Source organism: Primorskyibacter sedentarius (genome assembly GCF_004342065.1).
Classification (GTDB): Bacteria; Pseudomonadota; Alphaproteobacteria; order Rhodobacterales; family Rhodobacteraceae; genus Primorskyibacter; species Primorskyibacter sedentarius.
The window spans coordinates 129117-152649 of record NZ_SLZU01000008.1; the positions used below are offsets into that span (position 1 = coordinate 129117).

18 protein-coding genes and 2 pseudogenes are annotated in these 23533 nt (G+C 59.4%); 10 read left to right on the forward strand and 10 right to left on the reverse strand.

The genetic code is table 11. The features are described 5' to 3' along the window. The first annotated feature begins 4 nt into the window (after positions 1-4). From EDD52_RS12565 to EDD52_RS12580, 4 genes are read left to right on the forward strand one after another with little or no spacing between them, the layout of a single operon-like run. Complete coding sequence (locus EDD52_RS12565) at positions 5-460, forward strand: OsmC family protein (protein WP_132245457.1); 456 nt, start codon at positions 5-7, stop codon at positions 458-460. 30 nt (positions 461-490) lie between these two features. After that, positions 491-1573, forward strand: coding sequence for a C4-dicarboxylate TRAP transporter substrate-binding protein (locus EDD52_RS12570; protein WP_132245459.1), 1083 nt, complete (start codon positions 491-493; stop codon positions 1571-1573). Between the two features lie 24 nt (positions 1574-1597). After that, on the forward strand, positions 1598-2122 hold the full coding sequence (locus EDD52_RS12575; RefSeq protein WP_132245461.1) for a TRAP transporter small permease subunit: 525 nt from the start codon (positions 1598-1600) through the stop codon (positions 2120-2122). Then, positions 2119-3426 (forward strand): TRAP transporter large permease, encoded by a 1308-nt coding sequence (locus tag EDD52_RS12580; RefSeq protein ID WP_132245463.1) that lies wholly within the window; start codon positions 2119-2121, stop codon positions 3424-3426. The genes EDD52_RS12575 and EDD52_RS12580 overlap by 4 nt, the downstream gene beginning before the upstream one ends. A gap of 220 nt (positions 3427-3646) precedes the next feature. Here the strand turns inward: EDD52_RS12580 and EDD52_RS12585 are convergent, their stop codons facing one another. Beyond that, positions 3647-4327 (reverse strand): GntR family transcriptional regulator, encoded by a 681-nt coding sequence (locus EDD52_RS12585; protein ID WP_132245465.1) that lies wholly within the window; start codon positions 4325-4327, stop codon positions 3647-3649. A gap of 283 nt (positions 4328-4610) precedes the next feature. Then, a complete protein-coding gene (locus EDD52_RS12590; protein WP_132245467.1) occupies positions 4611-5498 on the reverse strand; it encodes a MurR/RpiR family transcriptional regulator in 888 nt (295 codons plus the stop codon). Positions 5499-5653: 155 nt separating this feature from the next. On the opposite strand from EDD52_RS12590, the gene dctP reads away from it, so the two are divergent. Genes dctP through EDD52_RS12610 form a run of 4 tightly spaced genes read left to right on the forward strand, consistent with a single transcriptional unit; the run spans position 5654 to position 9117 of the window. Beyond that, positions 5654-6664 carry a TRAP transporter substrate-binding protein DctP gene (gene dctP / locus EDD52_RS12595; RefSeq protein ID WP_207906018.1) on the forward strand — a complete coding sequence of 337 codons (1011 nt, stop codon included), beginning with the start codon at positions 5654-5656 and terminating at the stop codon, positions 6662-6664. Positions 6665-6684: 20 nt separating this feature from the next. Continuing rightward, a complete protein-coding gene (locus tag EDD52_RS12600) occupies positions 6685-7146 on the forward strand; it encodes a TRAP transporter small permease (RefSeq protein ID WP_207906019.1) in 462 nt (153 codons plus the stop codon). Further along, the gene (locus EDD52_RS12605; RefSeq protein ID WP_132245471.1) at positions 7143-8420 is read left to right on the forward strand and encodes a TRAP transporter large permease; all 1278 of its coding nucleotides are present in this window, start codon (positions 7143-7145) and stop codon (positions 8418-8420) included. Before EDD52_RS12600 ends, EDD52_RS12605 begins: the two co-directional genes overlap by 4 nt. Before the next feature lies 1 nt (position 8421). Continuing rightward, positions 8422-9117 (forward strand): M15 family metallopeptidase, encoded by a 696-nt coding sequence (locus EDD52_RS12610; protein WP_132245473.1) that lies wholly within the window; start codon positions 8422-8424, stop codon positions 9115-9117. 203 nt (positions 9118-9320) lie between these two features. Here the strand turns inward: EDD52_RS12610 and EDD52_RS12615 are convergent, their stop codons facing one another. Then, positions 9321-12662 (reverse strand): M10 family metallopeptidase C-terminal domain-containing protein, encoded by a 3342-nt coding sequence (locus tag EDD52_RS12615; RefSeq protein WP_132245475.1) that lies wholly within the window; start codon positions 12660-12662, stop codon positions 9321-9323. 268 nt (positions 12663-12930) lie between these two features. On the opposite strand from EDD52_RS12615, the pseudogene EDD52_RS23995 reads away from it, so the two are divergent. Further along, positions 12931-13787 (forward strand): annotated as a pseudogene (locus tag EDD52_RS23995) (LysR substrate-binding domain-containing protein). Positions 13788-14057: 270 nt separating this feature from the next. Here the strand turns inward: EDD52_RS23995 and EDD52_RS12630 are convergent. From EDD52_RS12630 to EDD52_RS12660, 7 genes are all read right to left on the reverse strand, one after another. After that, entirely contained in the window at positions 14058-15953 is a 1896-nt protein-coding gene (locus EDD52_RS12630; protein ID WP_207906020.1) for an alpha-amylase family glycosyl hydrolase, read from the reverse strand. A gap of 147 nt (positions 15954-16100) precedes the next feature. Further along, positions 16101-17186 (reverse strand): ABC transporter ATP-binding protein, encoded by a 1086-nt coding sequence (locus EDD52_RS12635; RefSeq protein WP_132245481.1) that lies wholly within the window; start codon positions 17184-17186, stop codon positions 16101-16103. 5 nt (positions 17187-17191) lie between these two features. Beyond that, the gene (locus EDD52_RS12640; protein ID WP_132245483.1) at positions 17192-18187 is read right to left on the reverse strand and encodes a glycoside hydrolase family protein; all 996 of its coding nucleotides are present in this window, start codon (positions 18185-18187) and stop codon (positions 17192-17194) included. Between the two features lie 6 nt (positions 18188-18193). Next, a complete protein-coding gene (locus tag EDD52_RS12645) occupies positions 18194-19075 on the reverse strand; it encodes a carbohydrate ABC transporter permease (RefSeq protein WP_132245485.1) in 882 nt (293 codons plus the stop codon). Then, positions 19075-20145, reverse strand: a complete 1071-nt coding sequence (locus EDD52_RS12650) for a carbohydrate ABC transporter permease (RefSeq protein WP_132245487.1) — start codon at positions 20143-20145, stop codon at positions 19075-19077. Before EDD52_RS12650 ends, EDD52_RS12645 begins: the two co-directional genes overlap by 1 nt. A gap of 60 nt (positions 20146-20205) precedes the next feature. Further along, positions 20206-21468 (reverse strand): sugar ABC transporter substrate-binding protein, encoded by a 1263-nt coding sequence (locus EDD52_RS12655; RefSeq protein WP_132245489.1) that lies wholly within the window; start codon positions 21466-21468, stop codon positions 20206-20208. A 35-nt stretch (positions 21469-21503) separates the two neighbouring features. Beyond that, entirely contained in the window at positions 21504-22544 is a 1041-nt protein-coding gene (locus tag EDD52_RS12660; protein ID WP_132245491.1) for a LacI family DNA-binding transcriptional regulator, read from the reverse strand. A 342-nt stretch (positions 22545-22886) separates the two neighbouring features. Here EDD52_RS12660 and EDD52_RS24000 point away from each other — a divergent pair. Next, a pseudogene (locus EDD52_RS24000) lies at positions 22887-23453 on the forward strand (sugar phosphate isomerase/epimerase family protein); the annotation flags it as partial. Between the last annotated feature and the right edge of the window lie 80 nt (positions 23454-23533).

Consider the following 23533-nt stretch of genomic DNA (forward strand, 5'->3'; position numbering starts at 1 on the left):
CCAAATGGCAATCAGGCAAAAGACCAAGATGACGATCAAGCTGGCGGGCAAGGGCACGAGCCATTCCCGTTCCGAGCTGGACATTGATGGCAACACGGTGGTGATCGACGAACCCGTCGCACGGGGCGGCACCAATGAAGGCCCGTCGCCCACCGCGACCGCCTATGCGGCCCTGATCGGTTGCACCAATGTGATCGGGCACAAATGCGCGCACAAGCTGGGCGTGGATATCGGCAATCTGGATTTCGCGATGGAGGTCGATTTCGACCGACGTGGGGTGCTTCTGGTCGAAGAGGTGGATGTGCCCTTTACCGCGATCCGGCTGGACGTTGCGTCCCACGGACCGTGCACAGACGAAGATCTGCAAAAAGTGGCGCAAGAGACCGCGAAGTTCTGCGCGATCTCGAAAATGTTCGAAAAGGCCGGGACGGAGTTGCACATCACGTGGCGCAAGGCCTGACACCCGGCACATACTCAGGGAGGAGTAGACATGCTGAAGACTTTGAAAGGCGCGGGGCTTGGCCTCGCATTGGGCGTTCTGGCCGGACCGGCCCTGGCGACAGAGACCATCCGGGCGGGGGTCATCGACGGCTATCCCGCACGTGCGCTCTGGGTTCAGGAATTCACCAATTTCTTCATCCCGGAGGTCGACAAGCGGCTGGCCGAGACCGGAAATTACAAGATGGACTGGCAGGAGAACTATGGCGGCACCATCGTCAAGCCGCGCGGCGTGCTGGAGGGCATCAAGCTGGGGCTGGGTGACATTGGCATCGTGACCACCATCTTCCACAACTCGAAACTGCCAAGCCAGGCTATTGCTGCGGCCACACCCTTTGTCGCGGCCGATGCCCGTGCGGTGGCCAAGGCCGTTGACGAGATCGCCAAGGAATTCCCGGCCATGCAGGCCGAATTCGAAGAGCAGAACCAGGTGTACCTTGCGACCGGTGTGGTGCTTGACACCTATCAGGTTTTCTCGCGTGAGCCCGTGAGCTCCGTTGCCGATCTGGAAGGTGACAAGGTCGCCGGGGCGGGCATGAACCTGCGCTACCTTGAAGGCATCGAAGGTGCGGCAGGCGTGCGTGGCGGTTTGACCGACTTCTACAACATGGTGCAGACCGGTCTGGTCGATCACGCGCTGCTCTGGCCGGAAGCGGCGGCAACCTTCAAGATCTCTGAAGTGGCGCCCTATATGCTTCGGGCCGATCTTGGCGCGGTGAACTCCAAGACCATCACCGTGAACAAGGACTACTGGGACGGCCTGCCAGAAGAGGTGAAAGAGGCTCTGCAAGAGGTTGCCGTGCTCTACCGCGATCACGTGGCGGGGATCGCCATGGACCGTGCGCAGGAAAGCCGTGATGCCTATGTCGCTGCGGGCGGCACGATCACCGAACTTTCGGCCGAGCAGCGCAAGGCCTGGGCGGATGCCATGCCCAATATCGCGCAGGAATGGGCCAAGGGTCTGGACGATGCAGGCCAGCCGGGCACCGAGATGCTGAAGGCCTACATGGCCAAGCTGAAGGATGCCGGTTTCGAGCCGATGCGCGACTGGGCCGACGACGCGGCCATGAACTGACGCGCCGGGACCGGAAAGCGCGCCATGCGTGATATCCTGCAACGAATTGCCGATGGCATCGCGATGGCCGCGAATGTTCTGGGCACCTTTGTCGTGGTGCTGCTGATGGCAGTGGTCAACTACGACATCATTGCGCGCGGCCTTTTCAACCGGCCCTTCATGGGGGCGGTTGAGGTGGTGCAGTTCACCATGGTGCTGATCGTGTTTCTGCAACTGCCCGACGTGATCCGCGTCGGGCGGCTGACCCGGTCGGACGGGTTTCTTGGACTGGTCAGCGCGCGCGCGCCGGCCAAGGGAAAGCTGCTGAGCCGGGCAATCGATCTGCTCAGCGCGGTCTTCATGGGGCTGGTGGTCTATGCGATGTGGCCCGAATTCCTCGAGATGTGGGAAACCCGGGATTACTTCGGCGTGCCGGGCGTGTTCACCGCGCCGTGGTGGCCGGTCAAGCTGGTCATCGTCTTCGGGGCGGCGCTCAGCATGGTGCATTTCCTGCTGCATATCGCGCGGCCGCTGATCGACGGCCACCCTGAATTGGAAAGCGGTTCATGACCCCTGTCGAAATCGGCCTAATCTCGATCGTCGCGATCATCGTGCTGATCTATCTTGGGGTCTATATCCCCATCGCCCTGGGGATGGTGAGCTTTGTCGCCATCTGGATCATGCGCGACAATATCGATCTGTCCTTCGCGCTGCTGAAAATCGCCATTGGCGACAGCGCGATGGAATACACCTTTGCCACGATCCCGCTGTTTACCTTCATGGGGCTGATCGTTTCCAAGGCGGGGCTGGGGGCGGATATCTATTCGGTGATGAACCAGGGATTCCGCCGCATCACCGGCGGCATAGGCATGGCGACCGTGGGGGCCAACGCGGTCTTTGCCGCCGTGACGGGATCGTCCATCGCCAGCGCCTCGGTGTTTTCCAAGATGTCTGTGCCGGAGATGCTGAAATTCGATTACAACCCGCGCTTTGCCGTCGGGGTGGTCGCGGGGTCGAGCGTGCTGGGCATGATCATCCCGCCTTCGGCCATGCTTATCATCTACTCCTTCGTGGCCGAGCAATCGGTGGGCGAGATGTTCCTTGCCGGGGTCGTGCCGGGGCTGTTGCTGGCATTCGCCTATGTCGCGGCGATCTGGTTCATGGCCCGCTTCACACCGGGCTTTGTCGGCGGGTGCGAGGTGGAACAGACAACTATGATGGGATGGGGCGAGATCGCGGTCAAGATCGGGCCGATCTCGCTGCTGATCGTGGTGGTGCTGGGCGGTATCTATACCGGCTGGACAACGCCGGTAGAGGCAGGTGCGGCTGGGTCGCTTCTGGGCATCATCATCGCGGCGCTGCGTCGCCGAATCAACTGGAAGAGCTTTTGGGAAACGGTGATCGAGACCGGCCATATCACCGCCGCGATCCTGTTCCTGATCACCGCCGCTTCGATGTATGCGCGCATGCTGGGCCTCGCAGGGCTGCCCAACGAGTTGCAGGCGATCCTTGCCGACAACGAGTTCTCGTTCTTCTGGATCATGGTGCTGCTGGTGGTGCTGATGCTGTTTCTTGGCACCATCCTTGATACCGCCTCGATCATCCTGATCGTGGTGCCGCTGTTCCTGCCCTTGATCGAGACGATGGGCCTCAGCCTCGTCTGGTTCGGCATTGTCGCGGTGGTGGCGGCCGAGATCGGGCTGCTCACCCCTCCTTTGGGGCTTAGTTGTTTTGTCATCAAGGCAACGCTTGATGACGACCGGATCACGCTCAAGGACGTCTTTCTGGGCGCGCTGCCCTTTGCCTTTGTCATGCTGATCGTGCTGGTGCTGCTGATCCGTTTCCCGGCGCTAAGCCTCGCCATTCTGGGTTGAGGGGTGCGGTGACGCGCAAGCCCACCGCGCCCCTCGGTTGAAACCGCTGCTCTCACTCGTTGCGGAAGGCGTTCCGGTAAACGCGGCACCGTAAGCGCGCAGTCGCGCACTGCATCGCGAAGGTCCAGATTGTTGCGGTGGTCGGGGGCAACACGGGGACAGAGCTGTCAGAAGAACATCAGGTCGTGGGTGACCTGCCGTGCAAGTGGCGAAGGGGCCGCTATTTCAGCCCGCCATTGTCCAAAAGCCCGGACAGGAACTCCCCTGTCAGCCGGTAGTGATCCAGCAGCCGCGCGCTGGCGGTATCGGCGTCATGGGCGATGGCAGCGGCAAGAATGCCTTCGTGTTCTTCGGCAACGTCACGCTTTTGATATGACAGCGCCTTGCCTGCGAGGTAGCGGTAGCGGATGTTCAGATCGTACAGCTGCGAGCAGAATTTCAGCAGGATCGGCGACGGCGAATTGGCCAGCAGCGTCATGTGAAATGCCTTGTGCAGAGCCTCGAAATCCTCGCTGCCCGCGCGCTGTGCCCGCAGCATCCGGTGATGCGACAGCACGGCGGCCTCTTCCCAGTCTTCGGTGTGATGCGCGATACTCTCGCGCAGTGCCAGCTCTTCAAGAACGCTGCGCAGACGCAGGATTTCTTCGAAATTCGCGGCACTGACCTCGGCGGTGCGAAATCCGCGCTGGTCAATCCGCTCGACAAGGTTGTCAGAGGTCAAAAGGCTCAGTGCTTCGCGGATCGGCGACGCACCGATATCCAGCCGCTTGCGCAGCCCATCGATCTTCAGCTTCTCGCCCGGCTTGAGGTAGCCGGTCACGATCATGCTGCGCAATCTTTCATATGCCTGTTGGGTCGCAGACCCTGCGGGCGCGTCCACGGCCCGTTCAAATGTATTCATTGCCGCCTCCTTACGGGATAATATCGATATTTGAAACGCGATCAATATCTCTGCGCTGCGAACTGCTTTGACGTCGTTGGCAGGCTGTTGGTGACGAATTCATTGGGTCGTTTCCCATCTTGTTGGTCTTTGCGAAATCATCCCGGATATGGCGTTAGAAATCTCTGCGGCAATCGGCCAAGTCTGGCGTCTTCATGCCCGCCCGCGCAAACGTGGCGCGCATCGATGCCACCTGTCACCGCATTGATTGAAACATATAAGGAGCGCCCGTGTTGGTTCAGCGCTAATCCAGAAACAAGCCGAAATGATCCTGAGCTTCAGAGAGCTTTCGCACACGTTCTTTCGCCCGCTCCCCAAGCTTGCCGCTGACGTCCTGCAACAGCAGGTTCAAGTCCGTCGAAATGCCTTGCGGCATCGAGAGAATGAACTGTGTCTCTGCCGGATAGCGCAGCACGAAAGGCGTGATCCCGTTGGCCCAGTCGCAGAATTCATCTGCAAAAATAACGACATCCATGCCGCGCTCGCGGGCAAGCCTGGCCAAGATCGGACCATGCGCGCCGTAACGGAACACGTCCATCATGATGAGCAGGACCTTCTCGCCAGGAGCGGGCAAAAGCCCGGCATAGACGCCGTCTATACCGTCTACCAGATGGACGCGGTCCCGCAGATAGGCCAGCCTGCGACTGAAGCCATCGGCAAGGTAATACATCGTCTGAAACCCGGTGACATGGACGGCATCAGACTGCGAGACACGCTCTACGACCTCGCCCCAAAGCTCGCTTTCGCGAAGCGAAAACGCCGCGTCGATCGAGGCATGACTGAGTTCAAGGCTGGCTTGGAAAAATTCGGATTTGTCGCTGGAAAAGCTTGTCTCGAACCGCTGATCAATACGGTCGCTTGTCGGTCCGTAGGCATTCTGGATCGCCTTGCTGCGGGCGTCCGCTGAATCGTTGAAGCCAAGCTTGCGGTAAAAACGCGTCAGCGTCATCGGGCTGATATTCAGCTTGCGGGCGATGTCCGAATTGGTTTCGATGAAAATCGCTTCTGGCCGGGCCAGAAAATACGCAGAAATACGCTTTTCCTTTTGCGTGAGACGGTCTTCCGCCCGTGTCATGGCTTCTACAAATGTGTCAGTTTCCTGCACCGGCTCCACCCGTCTTCCACCCGTCACGTTGCCGCCCGTTTGGCGGTCTGCAACTATGCTGGAAGTACGTCATGGCGAATCGCGATATCCGGCAGTCACTTGCCTTGTCAGGCACCCGGGGTCGCCCTGTTCGCGTCACATCCTCATAGACGAAAAGTGAAAAGTTCAGGGAGTAATTTAACGTGAAACTGAAAGTTCTGGCAGCCACGGCGCTGCTTGCAGGCACGGCTTTTGCAGCACAGGCAGAGGCCATCAAACTGGGCTATAACGGGGCCCCGGACGCGGAAAAGAACGCCGTCCACTTCTTTGCTGAAACGCTTGAAAAGATCGTCGAAGAAAACTCTGATATCGAGATCGAGCTTTTCCCGAAATCCCAGCTGGGCAGCGAACAGGAGCGTATGGAAAACACGCTGGCGACGCCTTCGCTGAATGTTGCAAGCTTTGCCGGACTGGCGCCGGTTGATCCCGAAAGCTACGTGTCGAACACGCCGTTCATGTTCTCCACCCCCGAAGAGGCCCGCACCTTCTTTGATGAAGGTGCCTACTGGAAGATGGTCGAAGAGGCGTTCAGTGACCGGACCGGTGGCTCTGAAATTCTGGCCGTCGTGGAAGAGGGCGGATTTCTGGCCTTTACAAGCACGGACAAGCCGATCCACTCGCCTGCGGATTTCGCGGGCATGAAATTTCGCGCGATGGACCCGTCTCAGGTTGCTCTTTACGAGGCGATGGGCGCCTCTGGCACGCCGGTTCCGTGGACCGAAGTATATGCTGCGCTGCAAACCGGTGTGGTTGAGGGCCAGATGAACCCGCCGCTCTACATCATTCTGGGCTCTCTCAACGAAGTGCAGAAATACATGACCCGCGCCAACGTGCAGTATTCCATGCAGTTTCTGGTGGGCAACGGCGCATGGCTTGCCTCGCTCTCTGAAGCTGACCGCAAGGTTCTGGAAGACGCGATTGCCCAGGCCAACGCTTTGACGCGCGACAGTGTGCAGGCCAATGTCGAAAACCGTGTTGAATGGCTGAAGGAAAACGGCATGGAAGTCATTGACCCCACGCCCGAGCAACTGGCCGAGTTTCAGGCCATCGGTCAGCCGAGCTTCATCGCATGGTTGGGTGAACAGAACATCGATCAATCCTTCATCGACGCGGCATTTGCGGATCTTGGGAAATCCGAGCTTCTGCAGCAATGATCGCCACGGTGCAAACCTGGTTGGCACGCCTTACCCTGGGCGTGTCAGCTATCCTGATTGCCTGGGTGGCCTTGTTCATCCTTTACGGCGTCGGGGCACGGTATTTCTTCGGCTCCTCGCCCATCTGGTTTGACGAGCTGGCACGCTATGTGATCATCGGCGCTGCGATGATCGGTATCGGGGCTGTCTGGGTGGATGGCGCGCATATGCGGGTTTCGGTTCTGGAAACCCGCGTGCCGGAAGGGCTGCGAAAGGTAATCATCTTGTACCAATGGCTGCTGACATTGGCCCTGGCCGGGGCGATGACCTGGTTTTCGTATCAATATGTGGGCAAGGTCGGCTTCTTTCAGACACCCGGCTTGCAAGTGTCCCGATCCTTGCCTGTTGCGCTTATGCCGATCGGGTTCGGTCTGCTGTTCCTGATGGCGCTTTTGAACGGCCCCAGGCCATTGCCGCAAGCGACAGTGGAGCATGACCTATGATTTTGACAATGCTGGCGGTGATGCTGATCCATGTCGTACTGGGTCTGCCCCTTTTCCTAAGCCTGATGGCGACCGCCGTTGTGGGCTTTTCCTTCGTAGGCTTTGATCAGATGGCCCGGATAATGCCGCAACAGGCATTTGGCGGCATTGATGTCTTCTCGCTCATGGCGATCCCGTTGTTCATTCTTGCGGGCAACCTGATGAACAACGGTCAGATGACCCCCCGCCTGCTGGCCTTGGCGGATCGTCTGGTCGGCCATTTTCGCGGTGGGCTTGGCCATGTGAACGTCACCGCAAGCGTGTTTTTCGCCGGTGTGAACGGGTCTGCCGTTGCCGATACCTCGGCGCTTGGAACCTTGCTGATCCCGGGCATGCGTCAGGCCGGGTTTCCCGGCACCTATGCGGCGGGGCTTACCGCTGCAAGCTCGCTGATCGGCCCGATCGTGCCGCCATCGATTTTCATGATCCTTTACGCCAGCCTGACGGGGACCTCCGTCGGCAGCCTGTTTCTGGGTGGCGTCTTGCCGGGAATCGCCCTTGGCCTCGCTTTCATGGGAATGAATGTCGTTTACGCGCGCATTTACAATGTCGAGAAAAACCAACGACGTGCCAAACTCAGAGAGATCGCCTGCGCCGCATACGCAGCACTCCCGGCGCTGATCGCCCCTGTCATCATTGTCGCCGGGATCGTGCTGGGCATCGTGACTCCGACTGAATCCGGGGCTCTGACCGTCGCGTATGTCTTGATCTGGGGCTTGTGGACCAGAAACCTGAGCGTTCGGAATGCCTGGATCGCGCTGCGAGAAACCTCCATCCTGACCTCGGCGGTGTTCGTTATCATCGCGATTTCGTCAATCGTGTCCTGGCAGCTGGCATTTGCCAATGCACCGCAGGCCTTCGTGGGCGTTCTGGAACCCTTTGCCAACAGTCCCACACTGACCCTGATCGCCATTTCCGGCGTCACCTTCATCACCGGCATGTTCATGGAAGAAGTGTCGGCGCTGTTTCTGCTGACGCCGATTATCCTGCCCGTGGCGCAGATTGCGGGCGTTGATCCGGTCCATCTGGGCATCGTGATGACTCTCAACATCACCATCGCGCTGATCACACCGCCCTTGGGGGCCTGCATCTTCGTGGCTGCTGCTGTCGGGAAAGTTGATATCACACGTCTTTTTGTTGCGATCTGGCCGTTCATCGCGGTCGCGCTAGGTGTGCTGTTGGTCATTATCCTGATACCCGGACTGACCACTTGGCTGCCCTCAAGGTTGATGTGAGATGCTGACAGAGAAACAGACAGCGTTGGATTGGGGCGTTGCCCAATATATCTCGGCCGGGACAAGCGAGGAGCCGCTTGTTCCAGCCATCACCTGCGAACACTGGACCGCCCAGCCCGTCGACTTTCAGAACGGGTTGGCGGGTGCATTGCCAGAGATCTGGGTGCGCAAAGGTGTCTATGACAGGCTCGTCCGGGCGGCAGAGGCATTGCCGCGCGGCTACCGGCTTGTCCTCCTGGATGGCTGGCGCCCGAAGCGCGTGCAGCAGTTTCTTTTTGACAATGTCCGACGACAGATCGAGCTGGAAGACCCTTCCCTTACCGAGGCAGAGATTGATCGCAAGACGCTTTTATACGCGGCACGGGCATCGGACGATCCGGTTCGCCCCAGCCCTCACATCACGGGTGGTGCGATTGATGTGACCTTGTCGGACGAGGAGGGCACGATCCTGGATATGGGGGGCGCATTTGACGAGGCCAGCGAAAAGAGCTGGACCGCAGCGCCGGTGCCTGCGGCGCCCGCGGAACGCAGGGAGCATCTGTTGGCGGCAATGCAGCACGCCGGATTCACCAACCTGCCCAGCGAATGGTGGCATTACGATTACGGGAACTGGTTATGGGCGTGGTACAGCAAGAAATCCTCGGCGCTTTACGGCCCGGTAGAAAGGCCATCCGACCAGAAAGAGGCGGCGGGATAAGGGGCCGCAGGTCACGGAAACGTTTTTGCAACCGGCGACACACCCAAGCCGGTTTTGATCTCTGCCTGGGTCTGGCAGGGCTTGCTCGCATTCGCCAAGCAGACGATCAAATTCGGCAGACATGCGCAATGCGTCCCAGTGTTGCTGCGCGCCCCCGTCTCATGAGGAAGGGACGGCGGACTGCGCCCCTTCCTCTGATTGTGCTAGATGATAAAGAAGTTGAACGCCGTAAGGTTCAGCTCTGTGCCGAGTTGGGCAAACTGCACGGAGTCTGCATCCCCGGAGCCATCGACATCATATGACAGCGTGCCATCATCGGTGTCATAGATGATGCGGTCATCGGCATCACGCGCGACACCCCACGAACTGCTGTAGAAGACATCGAAGGACAGCACACCCTGGTCGCCGACCTCCTCGAAGATGAGACTGTCCAGCAGGATCAGGTCTTCATCGACAGAGAAATCGGTGATCAGGTCGATATTGCCGTCGCCAAGCGCTGTAGAGAAGCGGAAAGCGTCCTCTCCTGCGCCCCCCGTCAGCCTGTCTGCGGCGAGCCCCCCATCCAGCAGGTCATTGCCCTGATTGCCACCCAACGTGTCGGACCCGGCGATGCCCGGCTGCACGGGCTCGGGCGGGAAATCGACCGAGACGTTCAACTCGTATGTCGACCCGACAGGTACGGTTTCGGCCCAGCCGCTGCCCGGCGCGGTTGGCGACCAACTGCCTTCCAGAATATAGTAGGTTCCGGTTTCCTCGATGGCGAAGGCCACGCTGGAATCGCGATTGCTGGTGGAGCCGGGATCACCGCCACCATCGTCGTTTTCGGCAACGATATTGCCATCGCTGTCAAGCAATCTGACCCAGCTGTCATGGACATTCGGATCGGCTATGCCATCAATGTCGATCGACAGGAATGTCCCGGCCGCCAGATCAATTCTGTAATATCCACCCAGACCATTGCCGGTGGCATTGACGGTCGTGTGAAGGACGGTTGTTGAATCGAAGATGTCCGGGTCTTCCTCAAGACTGAAGTTGTTCGAGATATCGAAGGCGTTTGCGATGGAATTATTCGTCGCATCCGGTCCAAGCGTGGCATAACCGGTCCCCAGACCCGGCGTTGGAAGGGGTTCCCCCTGATAGGCGAAATCGCCAAGCAGGATGTCATCCCCGCCGCCACCCTTGATCTTGTCGGCACCCCCCTGACCGGTCAGAACATTGGCGGCGCCGTTGCCGTTCAACATGTCATCGAACCCCGACCCGGCGAGATTTTCGATAGAGTTGAACCTGGCCCCCCCGGCGCCATCGCCGCGCATGTCAAGCTGGACGCCGCTGGTTGCGTTTGCGTAATCCGCCGTGTCGCTGCCCGTACCGCCGTTCAGCGTGTCGGCACCGCCCCCGCCTGTCAGGGTGTCGTCACCGTGCCACCCGGACAGAACGTTGACCTCGTCCGTGCCGATAAGGTGATCGTCGTAAAACGAGCCCACGGCGTTTTCGATATCAACCAGAATATCGTGGCGAATGACCGTGCCGCGCCCGACGATCTGGACCGGGCCATCGGCATCGCCACCGCTGGCCGTGCCATTGGCAAGATCGACCGTGACGGCATCGGTGCTGCCAGAGTATTTGACGGTATCAATGCCGTCGCCGCCATCCAGATAGTCCTGACCGCTGCCACCGATAAGCGTGTCGTTGCCGTCCTCCCCATACAGAATGTCGCCATCTGCGCCGCCATCCAGAATGTCATCGCCACCACGGCCATTGAACACGTCGCCACCGCCACGGCCCCAGAAATGGTTTGCATCGGAGGTGCCGATGAAGCGGTCGATACGGTCATCGGACCCGATCAGATTCTCGATACTGTAGAACGTATCGCCGGACGCAGTGCCCCCGCTGGCGACATTCGTTTCTAGATTGACGAGCAGCTGGAACGGGCTTTCGCGGCTGTAATCGACCGTGTCGATGCCGGACCCGCCCCTGAAGATGTCAATGCCGGCCTGACCGCTCAGCATGTCGTTGCCCGCGCCGCCATCCAGAATGTCATTCCCGGCGCCGCCCAGGATCGTATCACGGCCCCGGCCACCGTAGAGCGTATCACCGGCGTCGTCGCTTTCGGTCTGATCTTCCAGATCCGCGATGGCGATCGTGTTGTTGATATCGCGGCTGGCGAGCGTGTCACGGCCCCCGATGACAAGGTCATCGCCGCCCAGACCAAAGATGGTATTGCTGCCGGCCCCGCCTTCGAGGATGTTGCTGTCCATGTCGCCGAAAGTGATGCTGGTCAACGTGGTGTCGCCGATACTGGGCAACGGTCCGCTGCCGACCGTCGCGGGCGGGTTCTCCGACTGATCGACATAGATGATGTATTCGACGTTTGCGATGCTGTCGATGATCAGATCGCTCGACAGTACGATGACGGTGTCCTCCCCGCCATCCGCTTCCTCGCGCACGATATCATCAATGGAATCAACAAAGTAGATATCGTCGCCGCCATTGCCGGCCATCCGGTCGCCGCCACTGCGGCCGTCCAGAACGTTGTTCCCGTCATTGCCGATCAGGACGTCGTCATAGGCGCTGCCGATTCCGTTCTCGATGTAATATTCGGTTGCGTCGGCGTTGTGGCCCGCAAAGATCGACACGTTGTTGCTGTGGCCGTTGACGCTGGAGAAGTGTCCGGCGCGCAGGTCCAGGATCGTTCCCGAGGTGGAGCCGGAGAAGTTGATCGTGTCGGTCCCGCCGGTGTCGTGGATTACGAAACCGATATCGTGCTGCATGCCCCAGGACGTCAACTCGTAGCCGTATTCCGTGCTGTCAAAGCCGTAGACATTGTCACCTGTCATGAGGTTGATGGTCTGGTAGCTGCGCACGCCGTTTTCGTCGACGGTCGAGAAAAACCGCCGGATCACGGCTTCGATATCGGCCATAAGCGGGGTTGCCGCCGACCAGCGCGTGTCTTCACCGACATCAATCCCATCGAAATAGGACATGACGCTGTATTGCTGGCGGTCGTAGGTCCAGGTCGCATTGTTGAGATAGTTGATCTGTACGCCACCTGGCCCGCTGTAATTGTAAAGGCCGGGATGGTTCAGGCCAAACTCGTGGCCGAATTCGTGAATGAAGGAGTCGAAAACATAACCGCCGATATCCGTCAGGTTGGGTTCGGTGTCATGGAACCGCTGGCCGATGCTGACGTAGCGATTGCTTGAAAATGCGCTGCCATCGCTACTTTCGCCCAGTTCGGGGCTGACAATCCGCATCCAGTCCGTGTTGCGATCCCACGGTGTCTCGTAGACGATTTCAAATTCCAGCGGCGTGACCGATGCCCACATCTGCAAGGCGCCAACGGCCGCTTCCTGATAGTCGGGATGATCATTGAGTTCCTGAACATTGATCCTTAGGGGTTGGGCCGCGATCTCGGGCGTCAGGCTGCGGTTCAACGCCCCCAGGTAGTCGAGGAAATCTTCGTAATCTTCGCCTTTTCCAAACGGGTTGTCCGGGGTCTGGTCGTTCACCCACCATTGGTCATTCAATTGCGCGGAAACTGGCATATCGAGGGCTCCTTGTCTTACGACCACCGAAATTGCGGCCGTATGGTTATGTTGCTTTCAACTACCAACGGGCAACGTGTCCGCTGCCCGTCAACTTTGTCACCGAGGTCGATAATGCGCCCGGATTCCCGGCGCGTCCATTACTATAACGTGCGTTCTGAGACCACCTGCAACCAAAGGCTGATTTCCGCTTGGGTGATGGATTTGACGTGTCTACTGCCCGGTCTGGCTGGGGTGTCGTTCGATGTGGAGGGGGCTGGCAGACGTCATGCCGAGGTATCGCAAATCACGCAGCGTCTCGGCTGCAATCGATCAGGTTGAGGCATCCTTTGATCTGACGCTGATTACCCGGCAACGGTCTCGCGGGATCAGGGCCAATGCCAGCGGGCGACAGGTTGCGCAGAAGTTCGAGCGTCTACTTGATGACTACCGATCGGTCGTCGCCGAGGGGGCTGACCTGAAGGAGGCGTTGAGCGGTACGTTCCGCATCGGGTTTTACGCACCGATTGCGCCTGCCTTCTTGCCGTCGATCCTGTCAAGCTTTGTCCACAGCAGCGGCGCGGTCACGCTGCATCTTGATGAATGCGACAATGACGCCGCACAGGACGGTCTGCTGAACGGGCTTTACGATGTCATCCTGTTTGTCAGCGAAAATGTGCGCTCAACGGTTGAGTTTGACGTTCTGATAAAGGCCCCGGCCTATTGCCTGCTGCCCCGTGACCACCCGCTTGCCGCAGCGGAGATGTGACGATGGCGCAAGTCGTGAGGGTACCGCTTGTGGTCCTGCAACGCCCCTTTGCGGCAAACTATTACCTGGGCCTGTTTGACAGGCACGCCGACATCTCGGTTGCGGCCTATGCAAACTCGACAGAAATGGTGCGGAGCCTCGTGAGCGCAGGCCATGGCTGTGCCGTGCTCAACATGCGGCCGATGACCTTGACCAGCTATTGCGGGGCGGAGCTGGCAGGCTTGCCCATCTCGGGCCCGCTGCCGCCATTAACGCTTGCGATTGGCTACGATAGAAGCCGCCCGCGCCGTCTGGTGCGCCATTTCATCGATGCGTGCCACGCGCATTTCACTGAGACTGGTCCTCAGCAATGCATTGTTGAAAGGCAAGTTGGCTGAGAGCGGCGATTCACGGCCTCTGGGGAATAGCGCTTCCATTCATTCCCCAATCGGGCGCAGTGCAGTGAGCGGCGTTCGATCCATGGATCACTGCGCCAGAGAGGATCGACGGCAGCGGGCTGCCCTCTGGGCAGATAGCTCCGCAATCGCCAGCGGGGGGGTGGACGCGTGCCGAGGATTAAACTCAGTCTTCGTCAAACTCAGAGGCCTGGCCAATGGTCAAAGGACGCAAGCAGTCCGCTTCGTTGACATTCGCACCTTCAATCTAAGCTAGGCGAGCCACACTGTCTGGTGGGGGCCAAGTGATACACCCGTGCGCACGTGAAACGCCTCGCCGGTGATAAGGTCGGTCATGCGCGGCATCGTCTCAAGAAACCGCTGCGGGTCCAGGTTCTGTGGGGTATCGGCAAAGTTGGCGAGCACATAGATTTCCTGTCCCTCGCCGTTGCGGACATATCCAAGCACGTGCGGGTTTTGCGTGTTGAATGATCTGATGGCATTGCCCGACAGTCCCGGTGCTGACCGCCTTGCGTCGATCAACTGTTTCATTCTTGCGAATATCTTGCCTGCGGTCGTCGTGTGATCATCGCGCTGATCATAAAGGCCGTCCGGACGCATGGGGCGGCCGACCCAGCGCTGGTCGCCTGCCTGTCCGGGATGGTCCTTGTAGGAATGGTCGTTCAGCTGGCCCACTTCATCGCCCAGCGAAATGAGCGGAATGCCTCCGGCCGAGAAGGCAATGCTGTAAAGCAGGATCATCCGGTCAATGCCGCCCGGATCGCCCGCTTCTATCCCGGTCAGGGAGGCCGTCGTGCCGCAAACGCGGCAATCGCCGGTTTTCGGATTGAACTGAAACGGTTCGCCGCGGGCGAAACTGCCGTCGAACCGGTTGGTGTAAAACGCGTTCAGGAACCGGCGATGTTCGAAACCGACGATGCCGAATTCTGCCGCGTCCTCATCGGCAAAGGTCCAGCCTATGTCATCATGGCTGCGTACATAGTTCACCCATGCACATTCCGGGTGGATGGGTTGGCGCCGCGCAATCGCCTGATTGATCAGCTCGACCTTGCGGGTTGCCAGCGCCTCCCAACCCAGCGCCATCAGCAGCGGGTTGTAGGATATCGGGCATTCCTTCGGGTCGATGTAGGACACCACCTCGTCCGGGTGGACAATCGCTTCGGACTTGAACAGCAGCGACGGCGCCGCCATGCGACAAACGCTGTTGAAGGCCTGCAACAGCAGATGCGCCTCGGGAAGGCTCTCGCAACTCGTCCCCAGCCGCTTCCAGATGAAGGCGACCGCGTCCATCCGGATCAGATCAACGCCCTGATTGGCCAGCGACAGCATTTCCTGCGACATCGCGCGGAACACCGCCGGGTTCGAGTAGTTGAGATCCCATTGAAACGAATGGAATGTCGTCCAGATCCACCGACCGTCTTCCATCTGCACAAAGGCGCCGGGGTGGTCGTCCGGAAACACTTCGCGCACTGTCCGTTCATAGGCGTCCGGCATCCGCCGGTCTTCGAAGATCCAGTAATAGTCAGAGAATTCCGGATCGCCCTGCGCCGCTTTCCTGGCCCATTCATGTTCGTTGGATGTGTGGTTGAAAACGAAATCAACGACCAGAGAGATACCGGCCTCGCGCAGGGTCTTGGCCAGATCGCGCAGGTCCTCCATCGTGCCAAGATCGGATCGCACATCCCTGTAGCTGGACACAGCATAGCCACCGTCGGAATTCTCCGCAGGGCAATCAAACAGGGGCATCAGGTGCAGATAGGTGATGCCCAGATCCGTGAAGTAGGGGACGTGGTCTTTCAACCTGATCAGATCGTCCGCGTAACGGTCGACATAACAGAAGGCGCCGAGCATCTTGTTCGATTGGAACCAATCCGGCTGCGCCTCGCGTGACAGATCCAAGCCTTTCAGATCATCGGGCCGCGCCTGCCAGCATGCCAGAGACTGGCCGATCAGCGTTGCCAGATGGTCCAGACAGTCTTCATGTTCGCCGTAAAGCTTCGCGAAGAGGTTGAAAAGACGTGGAAACTCCGCATCGAAGCGGGTGCGAAACGCCCGGGCGTCGGCGTTGTCCCAATCAACGCCAGCTTCGGCCAGCGTTGCGAATACATAGCTTTCTGCGGCCTTGAGTTGCTGGGTGATCGAAAGCACTGGGATGTCTCCATTAGGCTTGGTTGTGCGGACGACCCGCCGACGGGCGGGTTTCGGGAAAACGCTGGATCACCGGAACGCCGCCACGCCTTCGCTGCGCTCGGGCCTTTGCGGGTGCCGGACGGGCCAGAGAGTTCCCGTACCGTTTCAATGTGCGGCGCTTTTCATTTCGCCCGGTGCAAACAGGTGCGCCTGCTCTGGTGAGAATACCAGATCGATGCTTTCGCCTTGTTGGAAAATCTTGTCCTCATCGAAAGTCGCGATGAACGTGGAGCCGTCCTGCAGCGTCATGTTGGCCACGGTTTCGGTGCCAAGCCGTTCGGTCATGTTCACCTTGCCATGCAGCATGCCACTGCCGGGTTCGACCGCGCTGACATGCTGGGGCCGGATGCCAAGGACACCTTTGCCCGGCCCGTCGATCCGCCCCTTATGGGCCACAGTGATAGGGTCGAGCGCGGCGTTGGCGACCTTCGCAAACGTCCCGTCGCGCTCTGTCACATCGACGTCGAGAAAGTTCATCGACGGGGCGCCAAGGAAGCCCGCGACGAACAGGTTGGCTGGTTCGTGGAACAGCTCCATCGGGGTGCCGACCTGCATCACCAGACCATCTTTCAGCACCACGATCTTGTCGGCCAGCGTCATCGCTTCGACCTGATCGTGGGTGACGTAGATCATCGTGGCATCAAGCGTATCGTGCAGGCGCCCGATCTCCATCCGCATGTCCATACGCAGCGCCGCATCCAGGTTCGACAGCGGTTCGTCGAACAAGAAGACCTTGGGTTTGCGCACGATCGCGCGGCCAATGGCGACACGCTGGCGCTGACCGCCAGAGAGCTGCGAGGGACGCCGGTCGAGCAGATGCTCCATCTGCAGTACCCGCGCGGCTTCGGCCACCTTCTCTTCCTTCTCCTGCTTGGAGGCGCCCGCGATGGTCAATCCGAATTGGACGTTCTCGCGCACCGTCATGTGCGGGAAAATGGCGTAGGACTGGAACACCATGGCGATGCCGCGCTCTTTCGGCGGCTTGTCGTTGACCACCTCGCCGCCGATTTCAAGCGTGCCGGAGGTGATGTCTTCCAGCCCGGAAATCATCCGCAACAGCGTGGATTTACCGCAGCCGGACGGGCCTACAAAGACCACGAATTCACCATGTTCGATCTCCAGGTCGACCCCTTTGATCACGTCGACGGCACCGTAGGATTTCTTGACGTTACTCAGTTTCAATGTGGCCATCGTTCTTACTCCGCTGCCATCGACGACTTCGCTATCCGCAGCGTACCGTCGTTGAGTTGTACCACTGGGTCGGGATCGGTGAGGAACCCGCCGAACTGCCCGTCAGGCAAAACGTATCGGGCGCCGATGATCATCAGCCCGGATTCCGTTTGCAGCATGCGTGCGGCATAGCGCTGGCAGGGTTGCGACGCGTCCAGAAACGGCCCCTTTGCAAGCTGCCAGGGCCCGCGCGGGCTATCGCCGATCAGATAATGGCTGCCGGTCACCGGTTCGCCGGGATAATCCTTGGCCAGCGCTTCCGAGAAATGCTCGTCGGCGGTGCAGAACAGGCAGTACCATTTGTCACCCTGCCTGAAGACCTGCGGTACTTCGAGCTGTCCCAGCCGCCCGGCATAGACAGGCGGTTGGAGCGACCAGGTCACAAGGTCGGGCGAGGTGGCAAAGCCGACGCATCCGCCCTCGTTCGCTTCTGCCTGACCGGGCACGCGAGCAGTGAAGAACATCAGCCAGCCGTCGCCGTCGGGATCGCGCATGACCCAAGGGTCGCGCATCGCCCGGTCGTGCCAGAAGCCTTTGACATGCTCGCTTTCATACTTGTCCGTATGCGGCCCGGACATATCAAGGCAAAGCCCGTCGCCAACGCGTTCCCAGCTGTGCATATCCGGCGAGGTGGCGTGGCCGATGCGCTGATACATGCCTTTTTCGGCGCGAGACGTACCGGTGTAGAACAGGTGCCAGAGACCATCATCGTCCTGCACGACGGACCCAGTCCAGGTGGTATAGTCATCCCAGGCTGGACCCTCTGCTGGCGCGAAACAGGTGCCCAGATAATCCCATCTGACAAGATCGTCCGACACGGCATGGCCCTGGGTCGCGTTGAAGTGGCGCAAATCCGGGTCGCCCAGGCTTTTGGGCGCCTTCAGGAAGTAGCCGTGCCACCTGTTTCCGTCATGGGCATACCAGCTGTCCCAGACCCAGTCATTTTCAAGTTTCAGTGTCATGTGATTTCACCCCTTCACGCCGGTCGATGCAATCGACGAGATGAACGCGCGTTGCAGAACAAGATAAAATGCGATCACAGGGACCGAGATAAGTGTCAGGTAGGCCATGACCTCCCCCCAGGCGATCTGCAGCTGGAAGAAATAGCCGAGCCCGACCATCACGGGTCTGTGTGCTTCGTCCTGGACCACGATCAGTGGCCACAGATATTGATTGTTGTACATTGTCAGCGATTTCAGGATCGCCGCGGTGGCAATCACCGGGCCCGAGAGCGGCATGACAATCTTGCGGTAGATCAGAAGCCAGCTGGCCCCTTCGACGCGTGCAGCCTCGATCAGCTCTCGCGGCAGATCCTTGAAGAACTGCACGAAGAGGAAGATCGTCAGCGCATCCACCATCCACGGGATGATCTGCACCCGGTAGGTGTTGAGCCACCCGATCTCCAGCCCGTCCAGCCCGATCCACGGCAGCTTTGACACGAACAGCAAAAGCGGAACCGCGATGGTTTCAAACGGGATGATCAGTGTCGCCACGATCACCGTCAGCAGGATATTGCGGCCCTTCCATTCAAGAAAGACAAAGCTGAAAGCCGCAAGAGAGCACAGCAGAATCGACGCCCCCACGGTCACGACCGTGACGAAGACAGAGTTCATCATGAACCGCCCGATCGGGGCACGCTCGAACGCCTTGACGTAGTTGTCGAGGCTGATGTCGCCCACGGGCAGGAAGGCGCGGATGCTGGACGTGTCTGCAAGCAATTGCTGGTCCGGCTTGAGGCTGGACACCACCATGAACACCAGCGGGAACAGGAAGACGAACCCAACCAGCACAAGGACGGCATAGCGTGTCGCGAGCCGCAGCCCGCGATTGTCAGAAGTAACAGATGCCATTATTTGCGCTCCCGTGTCAGAAAGCCCTGAACGGCGGAAATTGTCAGGACCATGAGGAAGAGGATGACCGAGATCGTCGCACCACCGGAAATGTCCTGCTTGCCATAGCCGCGTTCGACGGTCTGGAAGACCAGCGTTTGCGTCGAGTCGAGCGGGCCGCCATTGGTCATCACGTCGACCTGAGCGAAGACCGCAAAGCTTTGCATGGTGATGACGATCAGCACCAGGACGGCCGTGTTGCGAAGCCCCGGCCAGGTCACGTATCGGAAGGTTTGCCATTTGCTGGCGCCTTCGATGGCGGCGGCCTCATAAAGCGTGGGCGAGATCGCCTGAAGCCCGGCTAGCCAGATCACCATGTGAAAGCCCATACCCTGCCAGGCCGACATCGCGATGATCGATCCCAGTGCCGTATCCGTTCGCCCGAGCCAGTCTATCGGTGTGAAGGCCCCGAGGGTCAGCACCTCCAGGATATTGTTCAACAGCCCGTCATTACCGGAATAGATAAAGCGCCAGAGCAGTGAGATCACCACGATCGAAATCACCACCGGCATGAAGTAGACCGTTCGGAACACGTTTATCCCGCGTAATTTCTGGTTGATCAGCAAGGCCAGTAACAGCGCGCCGCCACCCTGTAGCGGCACGATGAACAGCGCAAAGGTCAGCGTGTTGACCAGCGCTTTCATGAACAGCACGTCGGAGGCAATCACCACCTTGGCAGTGTCACCCCAATGCCATCTGAACCACTCGCCCATCCCGCGATATTGTGGAAACTCATCGCTGCGGGTGATGGTGCGGACGCGGGGATATTCGATCTCGCCATCCTCGTCGCGGACGATCTGGCCGGCGTCGTCGGTTTCCGGCTCCAGTGTCACCACGGCGACGCTCAGAAGATTGCGGTAATTCTCGAGCCCGACAAACTGCGCCTCGTTGGGCGACACCAGCCGTTGATTGGTGAGCGACAGGTAGAAGGCGAAAAAGAACGGTACGATGATAAACAGGAACAGGAGCGAGAACCCCGGCATGGCAAAAAGCCATCCGGCCTTGTTGGAACGGGTCAATTTGCTGGACATGTGCTTCCCTCGACATCTCGGGGGGCCGCGAAGATCCGCAGCCCCCTTTTTCAGGTCTGCTTAGTGGCCGTAGCCCTGATTGCTTTCGATGTCTTTTTCGATCTCGTCGGCGGCGGCATCAAGCGTGTCGGCGACGTCTGCGCCATTGGCGATATCGGCCAGCGCCTTTTCAAAGACCTTGGCCGCGACCACGTAGCCCGGTGTGACGGGACGCACCAGGGCCTGCTTCTCGGACAGATCGAAGAACACGGCCAGCGGGCCACCATCGGCGTATTTCACGGTCATCTGGGCGGCTTCCTTGGTCCCCGGAATAAGGCCGATACCGTCGGAGAATGCTGCCATGTATTTGTCTTGCAACGCGTGTTCGACAAAGGCTGCGGCTCCCTCGGGTGTCTCGCAGGCGCTGGATACGCCAAACTGCCACGACCCTGCACCGATTTTCGGGCCAGTGCCGAAGTCAGGTGCCGGCAGGAAGACGACATCGTCCACACCTGCGTCAAGCGTGGCCGCCGCAGCCCAGTTGCCGTTCCATGAAAAGGCGTATTTGCCTTCGATGAAGCCGACATCGCGATCCGCAGGGTCTTGGCTGGTGCCGGGCGCGTAGCCCTCCTCAAAGAGAGACTGCCACCATTCGCCGAACTCGATGGCCTCGTCACTGTTGATGACGCCGTCTGCGCTGGCATAGGTGGACCGGTCAACGATGTCGCCGCCAAAGCTCTGCATGAACGGGGAGAAGGCATATGGATACCATTCGCCGGTCCATGCCGTGCCAAGGTCAAGCGCGTAATCATAGTTGCCAGAGGCCTTGGCCGCGTCGAGTGCGGCCATCAGCTCATCCTTGCTCCAGGGCTCTTCCAGCGTCGGGGTGCGCAGGCCAAGCTCGTCCAGCGTTGACTGGCGCGCATAAAGTGCCACGGCAGCGTCCCAGAGCCCTACCGAGTAGATCTCGTCATCGTAGCGGCCAATGGTCGAGTCGAGGTGGCCTTCGATTGCCTCTTGGCTGATGGGCAGCGGTTGCAGATATCCCGCCCATGCCCAGTTTGGCATCACCGGGCCGTCAACGTCCAGAATGCACGGCAGGTTGCCGGCAAGGGCAGAGGCCACGACCGACTCGTTGTAGCTTTGCTGCGGGAAGCTTTCGACAACAACGCTGTAATCGGATTGTGCCGAATTGAATTCCTCGATGACGGTGTTCAGCAGTCCGCTTTCCACATCATTGCCGGCACCGTGATACCACAGCTTCATTTCTGTCTGCGCAGCAGCCGCTCCGGCCAGTGCCGTGGAGGCAGCCAACGCGCCAAGCAGGGTCTTTGTAAGTTTCATGTTTGTCTCCTCCCTAGAGATCAAAGAGTGTCAATTCAGAGTTTGGTCACCGAAGATCGCCACGCGACCGTTCCACGAACCAGGTTCGGATTTCTTGGTTGCAGCGTGTTGTCTGCGGTTACGTCGAGCATCAGTTGCGCCGCAAAGCGCCCCATCGCAACGTAGGGCAGCTCGACAGTGGTCAGCTGCGGGGTCAGCACCTCGGATATCGCGCGATGATCGTCGAAGCCCGCGATGGAAATGTCGTCCGGGACCCGCAGGCCCCGGCTGTTCAGCAGGCCGTATACCCGCATTGCCATCACGTCATTGCCGCAGCAGATCACTGTCGGCGGGGACGCGACCGACAGAAGCTTTTCAAGCGCTGCGGACAGGATGATTTGACTTTCATCGGAGGCACTTGCATGCACATGTGCGATCAAGGCCGGGTCGCTGGACAATCCCGATGCCGCATGCGCGGCCTGATAGCCTTCAAGCCGCAGCTGCGCCGCCGACATTTCTGGATCCAGTGACAGAAAGCCGATGCGTTCGTGTCCGGCCTGAATAAGCCGCGTGACCAGCGACTCCATCCCGGCGCGATCGTCGGGTAGCACACACAGCGTGCCCGACTTGTCAAAGCAATTGACCAGAATGGTCGGGCAGCCAACATCCGAAAGTTTGATATCCACTTCCCTGTGGTGGTCCGCCACGTAGATCAGCCCATCAACGCGATGTTGCGCAAAGGTCCGGGCCAGAAGTGGGACAGTTTCGGACGTGTCGCCCGTGTCGGCGATCATCAGGATCTTGCCCTGTGATGCGAGCTCTTTCTGAATGGCCTGAACGATGAGAAGATCCGGCAGCCCGGTTGGTGCGGCAGGTTCCGGCGCATGCGAGATGGCACCGGTGATAAGACCGATCAGCCCCGACTTCTTGGACCGCATCGTCCGCGCCGCCTGTGATGGCACATAGTCCAGATCGCTGATTGCCCGTGTCACTGCCGCCCGGGTGTTCTTGTTGACCGGAGCGTCGCCATTCAGCACCCGCGACACAGTCTTGGGTGACACGCCTGCCTTCTTTGCAACGTCGTAAATGGTCGCCATGCATCCCCCCCGGTACTGATGACACCGATATCATGACACTGATGTCATAGAAAAGCAAGATTCGTTAATCGCGCGTCTGACGGGGGACGACATGCCAAATTTCGGCCAGCTCCTGAGACGAAGAAACCCATATTTTCAGCGGCTACGCGCCTTGTAGACCGCGTTCCGGGCCCGGTCTTTGGCATCGTGGTCGGCTATGACGGCATGTCCTGACAGTATTTCATAAACCCGGGCCGGGCAGCCAGACTGGTGCCGAACACGCCCTTGTGACCGACCATACCCGCCTATTGATTCGCGACGGGGTTCTGGTTGTGCACTCCACATAGAAAGCTTCCCCGCCCGATGAAACTTGCCGCCGTTACCAACGAAGTCGCGCCCCTGACCGAACCGGGCAGCCTTGACACCATCATCCGCACCGCGCTGGCGCATGGCATCACCACGTTTGAGGCGCGCACCGTCGAGGGTAAGCGCTTTCCACTGCTCACGGGCGGTGCCTGGGACATCCTGAAATCGGCGCGCGACACATATGGCATCACCTATTCCGCAGCCTCGCCGGGGATCTTCATCGGCCTGACGGTCGACAGCGATCTGGCCGCGATCCACAAGAACCAGCTATGGTCGATGACGATGGATATGGCCGAAAAGATCGGCACGCATACGTTGATCACCTTCGCACCCAAACGCGGCGCAGACGACCCTGCAGAGTTCGGCCGTGTGGTCGATCTGTTGGGTGAGATTGTCGCTTCGGCCGAGGCGCGCGGTTTTGATGTGCAGCTTGAAAACCTGCCCGGCACCTGGGCCGATACAAGCAAGGCCTGCCTTGATCTGTTGCAGGCCGTCAACCATCCGGAATTCGGCTATGTCTGGGACACCGGCAATCTTTATGAAGCCGAACAAACCACGTTCGAGGCCGGGTTCGAGCTGCTGAAACCCTATATCCGCGACGGTTGTTGTTACACAACTCAACCAGTCTTCAGGTTGGTGTGCCG

What these genes read in the sequence shown, in the direction of transcription:
- EDD52_RS12610 (WP_132245473.1), top strand. Translation starts at nt 8,422, where the DNA reads ATGCTGACAGAGAAACAGACAGCGTTGGATTGGGGCGTTGCCCAATAT.
- EDD52_RS12660 (WP_132245491.1), bottom strand. Translation starts at nt 22,544, where the DNA reads ATGGCGACCATTTACGACGTTGCAAAGAAGGCAGGCGTGTCACCCAAG.
- EDD52_RS12605 (WP_132245471.1), top strand. Translation starts at nt 7,143, where the DNA reads ATGATTTTGACAATGCTGGCGGTGATGCTGATCCATGTCGTACTGGGT.
- EDD52_RS12650 (WP_132245487.1), bottom strand. Translation starts at nt 20,145, where the DNA reads ATGTCCAGCAAATTGACCCGTTCCAACAAGGCCGGATGGCTTTTTGCC.
- EDD52_RS12615 (WP_132245475.1), bottom strand. Translation starts at nt 12,662, where the DNA reads ATGCCAGTTTCCGCGCAATTGAATGACCAATGGTGGGTGAACGACCAG.
- EDD52_RS12645 (WP_132245485.1), bottom strand. Translation starts at nt 19,075, where the DNA reads ATGGCATCTGTTACTTCTGACAATCGCGGGCTGCGGCTCGCGACACGC.
- EDD52_RS12580 (WP_132245463.1), top strand. Translation starts at nt 2,119, where the DNA reads ATGACCCCTGTCGAAATCGGCCTAATCTCGATCGTCGCGATCATCGTG.
- EDD52_RS12565 (WP_132245457.1), top strand. Translation starts at nt 5, where the DNA reads ATGGCAATCAGGCAAAAGACCAAGATGACGATCAAGCTGGCGGGCAAG.
- EDD52_RS12575 (WP_132245461.1), top strand. Translation starts at nt 1,598, where the DNA reads ATGCGTGATATCCTGCAACGAATTGCCGATGGCATCGCGATGGCCGCG.
- EDD52_RS12570 (WP_132245459.1), top strand. Translation starts at nt 491, where the DNA reads ATGCTGAAGACTTTGAAAGGCGCGGGGCTTGGCCTCGCATTGGGCGTT.
- EDD52_RS12585 (WP_132245465.1), bottom strand. Translation starts at nt 4,327, where the DNA reads ATGAATACATTTGAACGGGCCGTGGACGCGCCCGCAGGGTCTGCGACC.
- EDD52_RS12640 (WP_132245483.1), bottom strand. Translation starts at nt 18,187, where the DNA reads ATGACACTGAAACTTGAAAATGACTGGGTCTGGGACAGCTGGTATGCC.
- EDD52_RS12655 (WP_132245489.1), bottom strand. Translation starts at nt 21,468, where the DNA reads ATGAAACTTACAAAGACCCTGCTTGGCGCGTTGGCTGCCTCCACGGCA.
- EDD52_RS12635 (WP_132245481.1), bottom strand. Translation starts at nt 17,186, where the DNA reads ATGGCCACATTGAAACTGAGTAACGTCAAGAAATCCTACGGTGCCGTC.